This is a genomic window from Nocardia yamanashiensis (assembly GCF_021183565.1).
Classification (GTDB): domain Bacteria; phylum Actinomycetota; class Actinomycetes; order Mycobacteriales; family Mycobacteriaceae; genus Nocardia; species Nocardia yamanashiensis.
On sequence record NZ_CP089226.1, the window covers coordinates 1,100,238 to 1,113,682 of the forward strand.

Genomic DNA, 13,445 nt, shown 5'->3' on the forward strand with positions numbered 1-13,445 from the left:
GTAACAAGCTAAGGTTCTCTCATCCGCAAGGTTCTATAGCTCAGCGGGAGAGCACTCGCTTCACACGCGAGGGGTCGCTGGTTCGATCCCAGCTAGAACCACAACACAATGAGCCCGCAGGCCGACCGCCTGTGGGTTCATTGCATTCTGGTAATGGTCTGAACCGCTCGCGTGAGAAGCCCCGCGCGACTTCGCAAATGGACCAGTGCTCTGGTGTCGCGCGTAGGCTGAAATTCGGTGCCGCTGGACTCCGGGGGGAGCGGATGGAACATTCAGAAACGGAATCGGCCCCACCGCCGACCGATGCCCGCCGATGCCGGACGCGGCTCCGTAACCGTCAGTGCGGAATCGCGGTCGCCTACCTCCTCGTCTCGCTCTCTTCGACGGTGCTTGCCGGGATGGTCGTCGCACGCCTGGGCGCACTGATCGGACCCGAGTGGGTTCCGGTGTTCCTGGCGCTCTGGTTGTTATGGGGTGCGTGCTTGGTGACCCTGGCACTCCGATCGTCTCCCGCAATGGGGACGGCCATTCACGAATGGACCGGACCACAGTCGGCCCAGCTGATCTCGGCCTGGCGCGAAGTCGCCGCGGCCGCCGAAGTTCCCGAGCACCGCTACCTGGTCCGGGTCGACGATTCGACCACGCACGTCGCCGCCGCGATGGGCAGCCGCACGATCGTTCTCGAGAACACCGAGATCGAGGAGTCGACCCGTCCGCAGCTGGCCGCGGTACTCGCGCACGAACTAGGCCACCTGCTCGATCCGCTACGGTCGAATTGGCATGCTCTGCCGCACCGGTACAGAGCGCCCCTCTATCTCGCGAATCTCCCACTGCGCGTCGCATTTCTGCTGCTGGACCGATGGTTGGGCAAGTCCACAGTGTTCCTGGGTATCGCCGCCGTAACCATGCTCGTGCTGTTCCCAGCCACCGTCGTGCTCACGCTGTTCCTGCTAGTCGGACCACTCGGCGCACTGATCGCCACCTGCCTCTTGATCATCGAAGCACTGGCCGAGTCGGCACTCGAACGCCAAAACGAACTCGCCATAGACAGATTCGCTGTCGACCTGGGCTTCGGCCTGGGCATGCTGTCCTTCCTGCAGCGGCACGAGAGAACGAAATGGGAGAACAGCGGCCCCCTCGCACCGCCAGGGCTGTTCCGTGAGCGCTTGGCCGCAATGGCAGCAACCCACCCTTCGGCCGCCAACCGAATCACCGCCGTCGAACAACGCATCCGCGTGCTCGCAGCACTCGACTGAGTGATGACGCTCGATCTCGATCAGCGTTGTTGGAGACGGTTCCAGTACGACCCGGTAGCCGAGATCGAGGTAGTAAGCGTTCAAGCGCGTCCTGCCGGCCAGGCAGATCAACCGGCGAGCCAAAATCAATCCGCTGATTCTTGCTCCCGTGATCGGATATCGGTGACCGCAACCTGTTGCGCGAGTGGCGAATCGGTCATAGCACGTGGGATCGATGAATCGATCCTCGGTCACCGGGCTACGGTATTAAGTTGCTCGAATATGGCTGAGCAGCCGAAGAATCCACACGACGCCTACTTCCGGCATGTTATGTCGGAGGCGACCGCCGCGGCGGACGAGATGCGGAACGTGCTACCGGAAGCTGCTGCGGCGCAACTGGACTGGGATGGTATGGAGCTGCAGTCGTGCAGTTTCGTGCCAAAGGAGTTGCGCTCACGCTACACCGACGTGCTGTTTCGGACCCGCTGGGATGATCGTGACGCCTTCGTCTTCATGTTGATCGAGCACCAGAGCAGCACGGACCAGTTGATGGCGTTTCGGATGCTCGAATACACGGTGGCGATCTGGAACCGCTACCTGCGGCACAACCCGAAGGCGCGTCGGCTGCCGGTGGTGATTCCGGTGGTGGTGCACTGCGATCCGGGCGGATACCGCTGGAATGCGCCCACCGAGCTGTCCGATCTGCTCGATGTCGACCAGGCCATGCGACCGGTGTTGGGCGAGTGTCTGCCGCGGTTTCGATTTCTGCTGGACGACCTGGGTGCGGCCGATATCGCGGCGTTGCGGGCACGGAAGCTCAGCGTGATGGCAAAAGTGTTGTTCGTATCGCTGAAAATCGGGCCCGGCAATCCCCGATTGGGGCATGATCTGTTGCCGCTCGAGGCCGAGTTGCGGATGTTGATCGAGGACTACCCGGGCGAGTTCGACCAGGTGATGGCGTATCTTTGGAGTGTCGGTAAGACCGATGTCGCTGGCTTTGCACCGTTGATCGACCGGCTCGGTCCGCGAGCGAAGGAGATCATGATGACAACCGCTGAACAGTTCCGCACCGAAGGACGTGCGGAGGGCCGTACCGAGGGGCGAGCGGAAGCCTTGCTCGACCAATTGGTCGTCAAATTCGGAGTGCTTCCCGAGCGGGTCATCGGGATCGTGCGTGGGGCCGACGCGACGCGGTTGCGTGTCTGGGGCGCCCGGGTGCTCACGGCGGATTCGCTCGATGAGGTGTTCGCCGACTAACCCAGCTCGTGGACGTCTCTTGGTGCCGCCAGCGCCTACCTGAATGCTCAGCAGGTCTTCTCCATCAGCGTGAACGACTTAGGCGGACCGCCGGCTGTGTCTTGCCTGCCTTGTGGCCCACGACCCGGTAGCCAAGATCGAGATAGTAAGCGTTCAAACGCGTGTTGCTGGCCACGCAGTCCAGCCGCACCATAGCCCGTCCGGCCGCGGCCGCCCGGCGCTCCGCAGCCTGCAACAGAAATCGCCCCTCGCCACCGACCATGGTCTGGCGAAAATGGTTCTCGGCCCATGTCCGAGACGCCCCGCCCACCACGGCCCGAGGACTCGGTTCATGTGTGCGTGTCCTCTCGGTCATCCGCGCCGCCGCTGCCCGAGCACGCCCCCGTTCGTCGGATGCGGTGCCAGCCTTCCTCGCGCTTGCGGCGGCCGTGCCCGTATGCGCGCCGGACGTGCACGAACGTGGCGGCCCACTACGATCGAATCCCGGATGCATACCGATATTGGTATGCTGATCGGTATGAGCAAACAGATCACCATCCGCCTGCCCGATGAACTAGTCGACTTCGTGGACGCCGAGGTGGCGGCCCAGCATTGTGCCAGCCGGGCCGCCTTGGTCGCCGCTGCGCTCGAGCACTACCGCGCACGTGCCATCGGCGAAGCCATCGTCGCCGGGTACACCGCGATCCCCGACGGCGAAGACGAGGATCTCGACGAATTCCTTTCCACCGCAAACAAATCCGTGTGGGGTGATGAGTGAGGCCGATCCACATTGCCGAGCTGGGCACCAAACCCCGGCCCGTACTGGTGCTCACTCGCGAGATCGCCCGACCGGTACTGAACACCGTCACCGTCGCCCCGATCACCAGCACCATTCGCGACATTCCCACCGAAGTCCGGCTCGACTCCAGCAACGGGCTCGACCACGATTGCGTGGCGCTGTTGGACAAGGTCACCACCATCCCCGCCGAGGCCCTCGGTCGCCGCGTCGGCTTTCTGCGGCCAGGACAGGAACAGTCGCTAACCGATGCCATTCACGCCGCATTCGAACTGAAATAGGTCACCGCCCGGTGCTCCGGATGTCTCGGGTCATTGATCCTTAGCGACGCGGGCTGGATCGGGGGGCGATCTTTCACCGGTCACAGATGCCTACTGCCGACCCGAGTTGCGAACTATTTACGGCCGAACACCTCATAGGTGCCTACCTCGTGAGTGACCTCTTGCCGCCAGCTCACGATCCGCCGACTCTCCGGTGTGCGGGCGGCCTCGGCGTGATGCCAGCCGAACACTTCGAACGTGAGATCAGGGCGATCCGCACCTATGTGGTGAACCCGCATCTTGGCAGTCACCGAGGCGTGGTCACCGTCGACAACCGCACGCTCATGACCGATGAAATGCTGTGTAGGACCACACTTGTCGAGATATCCCGAATTATTCCAGCTCGGGTGTGTTCGTCGACGATCGAGACGATCTTGACCGGGCGACCGTCGACGGTGGCGTCGAATTGGAAATCCACTGCCCATACCCGATTCGGTGCGTATGCGGTCCCCCTGGTGGCAGTCGTAGTGCCCAGGCGTTTTCGGGGATCAGGCCACCTGCACTGGTATCCCTTTCCTGAACGGGCACAGTGGAACTGGTCGACAGCGCGGCCGAGGAGATGTTGTTCGCCGAGCTGCCACGCCACCCCTCGCCAGACCCTGATCGATTGGCCCCATCATCGATCCCGACCAGCCCGCGCTCACCCTTGAAGCCGCCGCCACCGGGGAATCGGGCCGCGTGCGCTGCTACCCGAAGGGGCCGGGAAGCGTCCCGAAGATCCCATTGCCTTTCCGGACCTCGCACACCTTCCAATAGCCATGCCCGTTGTCTTCGGTGACGAAGGCAATGTCGAGATCTGTTACGCCGGTGTAGTAGCCCTCCACCATGACCGGGGATTCGGTGGCGTCGTGGTCGTTGAAGCGGTCGGGTTTCGGCTCGTAGTAGTGCACGAATGCGGCGCGTACCTCATCGTCGGTGTGGGTCGCCAGCTGCTTTGCGAGGTCACCGCAGGTGTGTTCGCGCAGGTAGGAGACATTGCCGGCCGCTGCGGCCTCGATGTGCTGGCGCACCGCGTCTTTCGGGGTGTATCTCGAGCAGCCGCTCGCCAACGCTACCGACGTCACGACGACCAGACCTATTGCCACACGCATGAATTCGACCCTCCCGTCACGACCGGCCTGCGGGTCAGCGGTCGTCACGAAACGATCGCGGTGGCGAGGGGCGAATGTTAACCGGGACCGGCCCGCGAACGGGACAACCTGCTGGGCATTGCCGGTTGCGTCGTATTTGCCGCAGGCCAGGCACTTCATCCGCTCAGTCCGTTGGTCTTCCGAGGGAACGGGCCGGCTGTTCCGGTGCGTCGGTCGCTGCCACCAGGCCGCCGGCGACTGCTCGCATCCAGAGAGTGTGATGCCAGGCGTTGGCATCGGGTTCGGGCTTGTTTGTGAATACGGGATTGGGGCCGGTCTCGATGAGATGTAGCAGGGTCCACGCAAGGCCGTAGCAATCGTCTGGTCCGAAGCATTGGACCAGCGCGGCGGCTTCCTCGCCGGTGACCGGACCGGTTATCGCTTCGAGCTGGGCCTGGCGGTTCGAGATCTGGTCTTCGCTGGCATCCCAATCCGGTAGGGCGCCCGCGGCGACGAATGCGGCGACTTCAACTCTCACACCGCCAGCTTGCCGGATTCGACCCGCCTGGTATCTGAATCTCGTTGCGCATCCCGGGTATGTGGTCAGGGCCATAGGACGCAGCCTTTTCGAATGAGGAGCGGATGCGAATCCGGGTCCTCGTACCAGCGAAGTCTCCCGATCTCCACCGAACCATCTGCCGCCACCTTGCCGGCATCCGTGAGGCGATACAGCCAGATCAACAGGCCCTCCAGCGCTTCGAAGTCTTCGGGATGAACTTCTTGCCGGGCTTCCAGATGCCACCGGTCTGCTGTCTTTTCGAGGCGCGAGCCGAGCGCGCCGCCGATCCTCCACGCGGGGCCGTCCTGGCTGAGGAAGGGTTGCGGGTCGGTGCAGATCAGATCCCCATCGTCATCCTCGATAACAGCGATGTAGCCCCTGTCGAGTCGTAGTGCATCTTCAGGCGCCTCCCCCTGGCCGATATGCCAGCGCAACTCCGCGACGTCCTCCGGTAGCAGGTCGGTGCCGAGATCGAGGGAAAGCACGAGCTCGTAGATATCAGCCACTGCCACACCGTATTACGGGCCAACGGCAGATTCGCTCACCATGCTGAGCGCGGTGCTCCGCCCGTCCCGAGGACCACCAAACACGTTGGCGTGGTTGAATGTCCGGTTCGCTGGCAACGCCATGCGGGCGAGCGGGAGGAGATCGCGACCTTCGGCGAGGCCAAGGACGGCGGTGTCTGGTGCCGTTCGGTCGACTCGCATGGCCGCGCGTGAGGAGGACCGCTCGGAATTCGGGACCTACGCGCAGGCGATGTGACACCGGTCGAACTCAGGCGGCGGTCCGCCGCCTGAGCTCTCCGACCCTCTTCAGAGCAATATGCGCTGATTATCGATATCGAGTAGCCGGCTACTCGTGCTGCGCTGGTCCGGACCGGCTGAAACTGATCTGGCTCACATCGAGCAGGGGAGAATCAATCGAGGAGGGGACCAGACATGAGCAATCCACTCAGTTATGAGGAATTGGCGTACGACCGCGTCATTCCCGCCGATCCACCGAGCGACGTCACCATCGAAGTCGTTCTCGCCGATACGGATTCGGCCGGGGGAGCGGAGGTGAATGTTCAGCGTGGTGAGCGGGGTACCCGGGTGACCGCTCGCGTCGGTGTCGACGGTTTGCCGGACACGCGCGATCGGCTGCGGCCGGCGGATGTGCGATTGAGCCGGGATCAGCTCGGGGAATACGCTACGCCGCGTGATCTTCCCGGGCATCGGCCCGGCGGGCTCGAGACCACTTTCCGGCCGCAGCGCGCACCGCATGTCTGGCGGGATGTTCCTACCGTGGGCAAACCGCGGAAGCGTGGCGGCTCGATTTTCGACGCGGACGACAGGTATCTGTTCCAGCCCGATGCCTTCCCCTGGCGGATCATCGGGAAGGTCGCCACCGCCGGCGGCTGGGGTTCGGGCACAGTCATCGGACCCCGTCACGTGCTGACCGCGAGTCACGTCGTGGACTGGCGGCGCGACTCGCAGGGCCGCATCGGCTGGATCAACTTCACGCCCGCCTACTACGACGGCCGCGGTCCGTGGGGCACGTTCTATGCCACCGATGTCATCTCCTGGGTCGAGAATCCCGGCACCATGACCGACGACCAGACCGCCTTCGACTACGTGGTCCTGGTGTTCTCCGAACGCATCGGCGATACCACCGGGTTCGCCGGATTCCGGGCCTACGATACGGGCTGGAACGGCGGATCCTATTGGCAGACAATGGGTTATCCGGGTGAGCGGGCCAGTGGTGAACGGCCCGCCTTCGAGAACAACGGTGCGGTCCGCACCACGTCCTCGCACTCCACCGCCGGTCAGACCGGGTACGTCATGGGGCACACCAAGGACTTCACTCCCGGTCAATCCGGCGGACCCACCTGGGGGTGGTGGGACGGGGAAGCCTGGCCGCGGGTGGTCGGCGTCGGCAGCACCATCGGCGACACCACGGTCAAGAAATCCTCCGACGTCACTATCGACAACGACAACGAGTTCGGCGGCGGACCTGCGCTGTCCGTCATCATCGATTGGGCTCGCACCAACCATCCGTAATCGGCTCCGCGGCAGAGGAATAGGGCCCGGCAGAGCCGCAGGTCGATTCGCCTGCGGCTCTGCCGTTCTCGCGACCTCGGCGATCAAGAGGAATTCATCGCGTCGTCAGACGAACCCACGAGCGACCCAGCATCATCAGCGACGCGCCCAGCAGCGCAAGGTCTTTGACGAGGAAGGCGCCGCCCGGGGAGAAGAACGGCGGCGTGCCGGCGTAACTGGTCGATGTCACCAGGAACGAGAGCGTCAGCAGGAACGTGCCGGTTCCCAGCAGCCCGCCGGCCACGCCCGCGATGGCGCTGCGAATGCCGAGCAGCATCAGCGCGGCGGTCGTGACCTCGATGACCCCGATCACCGTCGAGACCGTTCTGACGTCGGCGACGTCGTAGAGCCAGCTCATCAGCGGGCTTCCGCTCACCAGTGGCTGGATCGCGGCGGCTTCCTCCGCGGTGAACTTCATCGCGCCGATCCAGCCCAGCGCCGCGATGACGCCGAAGCAGGCGATGAGAAAGCCCAGCCGGTCGACTGTGCGGCCGGCGTCGGCGGTCGGCAGGTAGCGGCGCGGGGCGGGCGCGAGTGCGGCGGTATTCATGGCTTGTCTCCTTGGTCCGGTAGCGGAATCCATGGAGGCTCAGTGTCGGAACGGTCCGCGAACGTTACGCGGGATGCGCGAGATTTATTTCGGGCGGGTGCGGAACGCCGCCAGCAGGGCGCTCCGATCGGACTGGCTCAACTGCGGCCGCGGCCCGCGTCGCAGGGTGTCGATGGTTTCGCGGATCTGGTCGAGGTAGGTTTCGCAGCCGTCGCACTCGCCCAAGTGCTCGAGGAAGCGCTGCAGCTCCGGGCCGTCGAGGTCGCTCTCGAGGTAGGCGGTGACGGTTTCGACGAACTCGTCGCAATTCATCCGGGTCATGTCGTTGCCTGCCTTCCCATGCCGGTGCGGGGCTCGTCGGTGGAGAGGTACTCGTCGATCCTGGCGCGCAGGAACGCCCGGGCTCGATGCAGTAGCACCCGTTGGTTGGCGGGCGTGATCTCCAGTATCGAGCACACCTCCGCGGCGGTGTAACCGTGCACATCCCGCAGGCCCACGACCATGCGCTGCCGCCGCGGCAATTCGTCGAGGGCGGCGGTGATCCGTGCGCCCAGTTCGCGGTGCAGGAGTTCTTGTTCCGGTGACGGCCAGGGCGCCGGCAACGCCCGCCAATGATGCGGGTAGGGCTCGTCCGCGCCTTGGAATCGACTCGGGTCGACCGTGGGACCGGAGTCGTCGTCCGCGGGCAGCGCACTGCTGAACGGCAGCGACCGATGCTCGGCCACGCCCCGGCGTTTCGCGACATTGACCAGAATCCGGAAAACCCACGTCTGCAACGACGACCGCCCCTCGAACCCGTCGATGCCTTCGATCACCGCCAGCCAGGTATCCTGCACCACCTCGGCCGCCGATTCGTTCGTCGACACGAAATCCCGTGCCAGCCAAAGCATTCCATCCGACCAACGATCGAGAATGCTCGCGAACGCCGCCTCGTCCCCCGCCCGCAGCCGCGCCAGCAACTCAGCTTCCGCGACGCCCGCCATACCGCCGACGGTATCAGGCGATGTCGTGAATGTTGTGCTGCCGCAATTCGGGTGCGTGGCGTGCGACGGTCGCGAAGTCGTTATCGTCGTGCAGCACGGTCAATCCGTGGTGTGCGGCAGTCGCGGCGACGATGAGATCGATCGCTGAGGCGCTGGGGTGTTCGCCGGCGCGCGACATCCGATACTGCGTCCCCGCAACCCATCGATCGGCATGCTTGGGAACCGCGACGTCGGGATACCGGTCAGAGAACATTTCGGTGATTTCGTCGTATTCGGTTCGATCTCGAGCGCTGTACAGGAACTCCGCGCGTTGCGGGAAGCATGAGCCGATTGCTTCGGCGTCGATTGCGTCGAACCATGTACGCTGCAATTTTTCATCCGACAGCAGCCGAACCAGGGCCGTGAAGACGATTTCTCTCGGCGTACGCTTTTCGAGTTGCCCGGCTCCGCGGTGCGGGGGCCTCCATCGAGTGAAGGAGGGTTCGGATTGTCCGGCAGTGTGGCCAACGAGGTGAGTATCGCGACCGGGCGTGCGGCGCGGGGCGTGGTGCCGCGGCGGAGCTTGGCGGAGTGGGATGGCGCGCGGCGTTCGCGGAGTGCGCTCGAGGTGCTGTTCGGCCAGCATTCCGAACGGGACAAGGATCTTTTGCCGATTCGCTATGGGCGGATGAGCGCGTCGCCGTGGACGTATCTGCGGGGTGCGGCGGCAGTGATGGCCGCTGATCTGGCGTTGTCGCCGCATACGGGGTTGCTGGTGCAGTTGTGCGGGGACGCGCATGTGCTCAATTACGGATTGTGGGCGACGCCGGAGCGGAATCTGGCGTTCGATCTGCGGGATTTCGACGAGACGTTGCCGGGGCCGTTCGAATGGGATGTGAAGCGGCTGGCCGCGAGTCTGGTGGTGTGTGCCCGGGACAATGGGCTTTCCGGCGGTACCGCGCGGGATGCGGTTGTCGCGGCGGTCGGCTCGTATCGGGCGCACATGCGCGAGTACGCCGCCATGTCCGAACTCGATGTCTGGTACGACCGGATCGATGTGGCGACTCCGCTGGCCTCGCTGTCCGCCCGGGACCGCGAGGACATGAGCCGCCGGATCGCGAAAGAGGCTGAGCGCCGTACCAGCGCCGGGGCCTTCCGGAAGATGACGGAGCTACGCGAGGGCCGGCGCCGGATCATCGAAAAGCCGCCGTTCCGAGTGCATTTGGACCGGCCGCAGGACCGCCACGAGGCCGAGATCGCTTGGCAGGTGTTCCGCACCTACTCGGCTTCGGTGCCCGAGGAACTGTCGACCTTGTTCGACCGGTTCACCCTGACCGATGTCGTTCGGCAGATCGTCGGCGTCGGCAGCGTCGGCATGCGCGTGTACCTGGTCCTGGCCGAGGGCAACAGCGGCCAAGCCCCACAGTTCCTGCAGATCAAGCAGGCCGGCGCCTCCGTCTACGAGCAGCACCTGGAACCGAGCCGGCACGACAACCACGGGCATCGCGTAGTGGCCGGCCAGCACCTGATGCAGTCGGCGACCGACCTGTTCAGCGGCTGGACACGAGCGGAAGGCTTCGACTTCTACGTCCGGCAATTCCGCGACATGAAGGTCATCCCCGACGGCCGCAAGATCGCCCCCTACCTGACCCCGTTCGCCGCATCCTGCGCACACGCCCTGGCCAAAGCCCACGCGCGCAGCGGCGACCCGGTAGCCATCGCCGCCTACATCGGAAAGGGTCACCAATTCACCAGCGCGATAACCGAATTCGCCGAATCCTACGCCCGCCAGACCCGAAAGGACCACGCCGACCTGCTCACGGCGATCGCCGACGGCACGGTCGAAGCCGCCCCGGGCTGGTAGCCGATCACGGTCGGAACGTGTTTTCCCGGTGCCACCGAAAGTATGGTTCAGAGCTTGAATTATGTGCTCTGCAGGAGGACCCGCTCAGTGCCGCAAGTCGTTCCGCGAGGGGTCCGGCGGATGGGGTGTTTCTGGTCGTCAGTTGGATCCGGCCGGACTTGTCCACCGATATCCAGCCTGATTCGTACAGTGCGTCGCAGCCGAAGCTGCATGCGAGCATTGCGATATGGTGCAGGTCTCGACGTTCTTCATCGGTGCATGATGCACGCTTCTTGATATGCGCAGCCACGAGGAATTCGATCGGGTAGTTCGATCCGCACAGTGCACAATCGGCGGTGTCGCGGCCTCGGCTGAGTAGTTTGCGTAGCCGGGTCTGTTCTCTGCGAATCTTGGCCTGAGTGATGCCGTCGAGCTCACCGAAGTGTGGATCGGTGGACGGAATCGGACCATCGCCGATTGCGAGGTCTTTCGATAGTCGTTCGGCATCATCGGGTCCGTAACCCGGCACCGAGAGACGTAGTCGGATGCGTTTGCGGTTGTTTCCTTCCTTGACAGCGTGTTCGGGCAAGCCGATGCGTCCCTGCGGGCGGGTGATGTCCTTCCGAAGTCGATCGATGTCGCCGACCTCGCGCAGTACTACAGGTCCCGCAATGAGCATGCGGTCAGCCTCGGGCAGGTGTGAAAGACGAGCGGAGGCAACGACTGCGGATATCAGTGTCGCGTCCAACGCACTCAATCGATGCAGGAGCAGTGTCAGTGCTGCAACGTAGTCCGAGTTGCGCGGGCGAGGGCTTCCATTGACCGTGCCGCCTGCGCTCTCCAGGACCAAGCTCAGCTCGTGCCCGTCGGTTTCGATGCGGAAGTCCGAGTTCAGTTCGACGCCGGCGTCATCGGTTGCACGTATCGCCGGTAACTTCGTCAACTTGGTCTCCCGTGGTCTTGGTTCAGTGACATGGTGAAATCTACTCCGCTGCAGAGCTATTGGATTTCCAACACGTCTGTCACGAGGCTCACTTCTCCCCGGAGTCAGAACGGCGGGTCGGAATTCTGCTCCACGATGAGGGCGCTGGGGGCCAATGCCGCATAACGCTCGAGGTGGCTCGGTGAGTTTCGTATGCGCCTGCTGCGTTCGCGGCGGTTGGCGCGATAACCAGGTGTGGAGATGACACGACCCGGCCCGGCGCAACCGGGAGAACCCATGGTCTTGGTACCCAAGGCACTTCCACTGCGGCGTAATGCGTTCTTCGCGCTGGGTGTGGGACTGGCGATCGTATTGCTCGGCGTCGGTTTGGGGGTTTGGAACAACTCGCAGTTGGCGGGGAAGACGCGCACGGATGGGGTGGTCGTGGCTACGCCGGACTCGGACGGTGGGACCGGATGGGTGTCGTTCACCGCCGCTGACGGGCGCTCGTATCGAGCCGAAATCACCACGTGGAGTGTTCTGCACACCTACTGGCGTGGTGACACGGTTGCTGTCGCCTACGACCCCGACGACCCCGCTGACGCGCGCGTCGCGGACTTTCACGAAACCTTCGGGGGCACAGTGATGATCGGTGGCTTCGGCTCGTTGTTCGTCCTTGCGGGCGGGTGGGCATTCGTGAGCGCTCGTCGCCACCGGCGGCTCGCCGTTTGGCTCACCGATCACGGCCGTGAACTGTTCGTCCCCGTCCACAGTGTCCTAGTGCAAGAGGGTGGCCACGGCCGGCGATCGGAAGAACCCCTCAGCTACTCGCTGGAAGCCGTCTGCACCGACCCGGCCACCGGCCGCCCCTTCACCGCGAAAAGCGCTCCCTACGAACAACATCCCGGCCGCTATCTCGCCACCCGAGAACACTTGCGCGTCCTGTACGACCCCGCCGACCCCGGGCGCAACCTCCTGCTCTGATCAGGTGGGACCGATCTCCGGATTGGCCGGCGTATGTGGTGCTGGTGGTGGGGTTGGCGGAGGTGGGGGAACGGGGGTGGGATGAGGTTTGAGTGGCGGATGGGGTGCGGTGGGGGCACCGGGGAGTGTTTGTCTGGGGGAGGGCTGACACTGGCGGGTGTTAGCCCGGAGGCGGGTGGGGTCGGCAGGTTTACGGGTGTGTTGCGTCGTGTTTACGGTGGATTGTGCGAACCGGTGGCAATCCCGATGCAGTGATTGCGTAGTCGATTCGAATTCAGCGGCAACGAATTTCGCGGATGTGTTTCCCACCCGCAGTCTCCATCCGCTTTCCAGGGGCGATCATCTGCCCGTGCCGCGTCATCCGGCGGTTATCACTGCCTGCACGTGGAGAAATGCGTTCGACCGGTAGGAGGATCGATTTCTATGCGTATGAGCACTTTCGGTGACGAGGCGGCGGTCGCGGCGGCGCGGCCGGATGGCGTGGTGGCGATAGCGGACGGGTTCGCGCTCACGGACGCGGATCTGCAGGCGTGGTCGAATCGGCTGGCGCGCATGCTGTTGCGGATGGGAGCCGGACCGGGCTGTCTCGTCGTACTGGCCGGCGTGCCCGGATTCGAGGCGCTCGCGGTGCGAAACGCGCTGGTCAAGATAGGTGCTACCGCGTGGCGGGTGGGCGAGGGGACGTTCACCCCCGCGGCGGCGCTGGGCGTCACCGTGCATGCTCGGCGCGGTGAGCTCGGCGATGCGGTGCGCTGGCTGGTGCTCGATGACCGCGCGACGTTGCGCGAGTATCTGAGCACCACCGGCGCACCGCTGACGGCGGCCGAAGTGGGCGGTCAGCGGCGCGCGAGCTGAACGCGCCGCCGGAATCGGAAATCCACCATTCGCAG

17 protein-coding genes, 1 tRNA gene and 1 pseudogene are annotated in these 13,445 nt (G+C 64.4%); 9 read left to right on the top strand and 10 right to left on the bottom strand.

Features of this window, described 5'->3' with window-relative positions:
- Positions 1-29: 29 nt before the first annotated feature.
- From LTV02_RS05185 to LTV02_RS05205, 5 genes are all read left to right on the top strand, one after another.
- Positions 30-101: transfer RNA gene (locus LTV02_RS05185), tRNA-Val, on the top strand.
- A 297-nt stretch (positions 102-398) separates the two neighbouring features.
- Positions 399-1,256: a M48 family metalloprotease gene (locus LTV02_RS05190; RefSeq protein ID WP_233038765.1), complete on the top strand. Its 858-nt coding sequence runs from the start codon at positions 399-401 to the stop codon at positions 1,254-1,256.
- A gap of 261 nt (positions 1,257-1,517) precedes the next feature.
- The gene (locus tag LTV02_RS05195) at positions 1,518-2,492 is read left to right on the top strand and encodes an Rpn family recombination-promoting nuclease/putative transposase (RefSeq protein ID WP_233038766.1); all 975 of its coding nucleotides are present in this window, start codon (positions 1,518-1,520) and stop codon (positions 2,490-2,492) included.
- A 517-nt stretch (positions 2,493-3,009) separates the two neighbouring features.
- Entirely contained in the window at positions 3,010-3,249 is a 240-nt protein-coding gene (locus LTV02_RS39195; protein WP_269821607.1) for a YlcI/YnfO family protein, read from the top strand.
- Positions 3,246-3,548 carry a type II toxin-antitoxin system PemK/MazF family toxin gene (locus tag LTV02_RS05205; protein WP_233038767.1) on the top strand — a complete coding sequence of 101 codons (303 nt, stop codon included), beginning with the start codon at positions 3,246-3,248 and terminating at the stop codon, positions 3,546-3,548. Before LTV02_RS39195 ends, LTV02_RS05205 begins: the two co-directional genes overlap by 4 nt.
- 113 nt (positions 3,549-3,661) lie before the next feature.
- Here LTV02_RS05205 and LTV02_RS39570 read toward each other — a convergent pair whose 3' ends face one another.
- From LTV02_RS39570 to LTV02_RS05225, 5 genes and pseudogenes are all read right to left on the bottom strand, one after another.
- The gene (locus LTV02_RS39570; protein ID WP_408639389.1) at positions 3,662-3,994 is read right to left on the bottom strand and encodes a nuclear transport factor 2 family protein; all 333 of its coding nucleotides are present in this window, start codon (positions 3,992-3,994) and stop codon (positions 3,662-3,664) included.
- Positions 3,931-4,071: pseudogene (locus tag LTV02_RS05210) on the bottom strand (IS3 family transposase); the annotation flags it as partial. The pseudogene LTV02_RS05210 and the gene LTV02_RS39570, both read right to left, overlap by 64 nt.
- A 202-nt stretch (positions 4,072-4,273) precedes the next feature.
- A complete protein-coding gene (locus tag LTV02_RS05215; RefSeq protein WP_233038768.1) occupies positions 4,274-4,678 on the bottom strand; it encodes a hypothetical protein in 405 nt (134 codons plus the stop codon).
- A 163-nt stretch (positions 4,679-4,841) separates the two neighbouring features.
- On the bottom strand, positions 4,842-5,195 hold the full coding sequence (locus LTV02_RS05220) for a hypothetical protein (RefSeq protein ID WP_233038769.1): 354 nt from the start codon (positions 5,193-5,195) through the stop codon (positions 4,842-4,844).
- 65 nt (positions 5,196-5,260) lie between these two features.
- Complete coding sequence (locus tag LTV02_RS05225) at positions 5,261-5,722, bottom strand: hypothetical protein (protein WP_233038770.1); 462 nt, start codon at positions 5,720-5,722, stop codon at positions 5,261-5,263.
- A 432-nt stretch (positions 5,723-6,154) separates the two neighbouring features.
- Here LTV02_RS05225 and LTV02_RS05230 point away from each other — a divergent pair, with 432 nt between their 5' ends.
- A complete protein-coding gene (locus tag LTV02_RS05230; protein WP_233038771.1) occupies positions 6,155-7,255 on the top strand; it encodes a trypsin-like serine peptidase in 1,101 nt (366 codons plus the stop codon).
- A gap of 94 nt (positions 7,256-7,349) precedes the next feature.
- Here LTV02_RS05230 and LTV02_RS05235 read toward each other — a convergent pair whose 3' ends face one another.
- The 4 genes from LTV02_RS05235 to LTV02_RS05250 all read right to left on the bottom strand — a co-directional run bounded on the left by LTV02_RS05235 (position 7,350) and on the right by LTV02_RS05250 (position 9,452).
- Entirely contained in the window at positions 7,350-7,844 is a 495-nt protein-coding gene (locus LTV02_RS05235; protein ID WP_233038772.1) for a DUF417 family protein, read from the bottom strand.
- 84 nt (positions 7,845-7,928) lie between these two features.
- Positions 7,929-8,165 carry an anti-sigma factor family protein gene (locus tag LTV02_RS05240; protein WP_233038773.1) on the bottom strand — a complete coding sequence of 79 codons (237 nt, stop codon included), beginning with the start codon at positions 8,163-8,165 and terminating at the stop codon, positions 7,929-7,931.
- Complete coding sequence (locus tag LTV02_RS05245) at positions 8,162-8,827, bottom strand: RNA polymerase sigma factor (RefSeq protein ID WP_233038774.1); 666 nt, start codon at positions 8,825-8,827, stop codon at positions 8,162-8,164. The genes LTV02_RS05240 and LTV02_RS05245 overlap by 4 nt, the downstream gene beginning before the upstream one ends.
- Positions 8,828-8,840: 13 nt before the next feature.
- Positions 8,841-9,452, bottom strand: a complete 612-nt coding sequence (locus LTV02_RS05250; protein ID WP_233038775.1) for a PIN domain-containing protein — start codon at positions 9,450-9,452, stop codon at positions 8,841-8,843.
- On the opposite strand from LTV02_RS05250, the gene LTV02_RS05255 reads away from it, so the two are divergent.
- On the top strand, positions 9,375-10,670 hold the full coding sequence (locus tag LTV02_RS05255) for a DUF2252 domain-containing protein (protein WP_233041484.1): 1,296 nt from the start codon (positions 9,375-9,377) through the stop codon (positions 10,668-10,670). The genes LTV02_RS05250 and LTV02_RS05255 overlap by 78 nt on opposite strands.
- Positions 10,671-10,674: 4 nt before the next feature.
- Here the strand turns inward: LTV02_RS05255 and LTV02_RS05260 are convergent, their stop codons facing one another.
- Entirely contained in the window at positions 10,675-11,592 is a 918-nt protein-coding gene (locus LTV02_RS05260) for a hypothetical protein (protein WP_233038776.1), read from the bottom strand.
- Positions 11,593-12,051: 459 nt separating this feature from the next.
- Here LTV02_RS05260 and LTV02_RS05265 point away from each other — a divergent pair, with 459 nt between their 5' ends.
- Positions 12,052-12,555 carry a DUF3592 domain-containing protein gene (locus LTV02_RS05265; protein WP_456299812.1) on the top strand — a complete coding sequence of 168 codons (504 nt, stop codon included), beginning with the start codon at positions 12,052-12,054 and terminating at the stop codon, positions 12,553-12,555.
- A 423-nt stretch (positions 12,556-12,978) separates the two neighbouring features.
- Entirely contained in the window at positions 12,979-13,410 is a 432-nt protein-coding gene (locus tag LTV02_RS05270) for a hypothetical protein (protein ID WP_233038778.1), read from the top strand.
- Positions 13,411-13,445 lie beyond the last annotated feature (35 nt).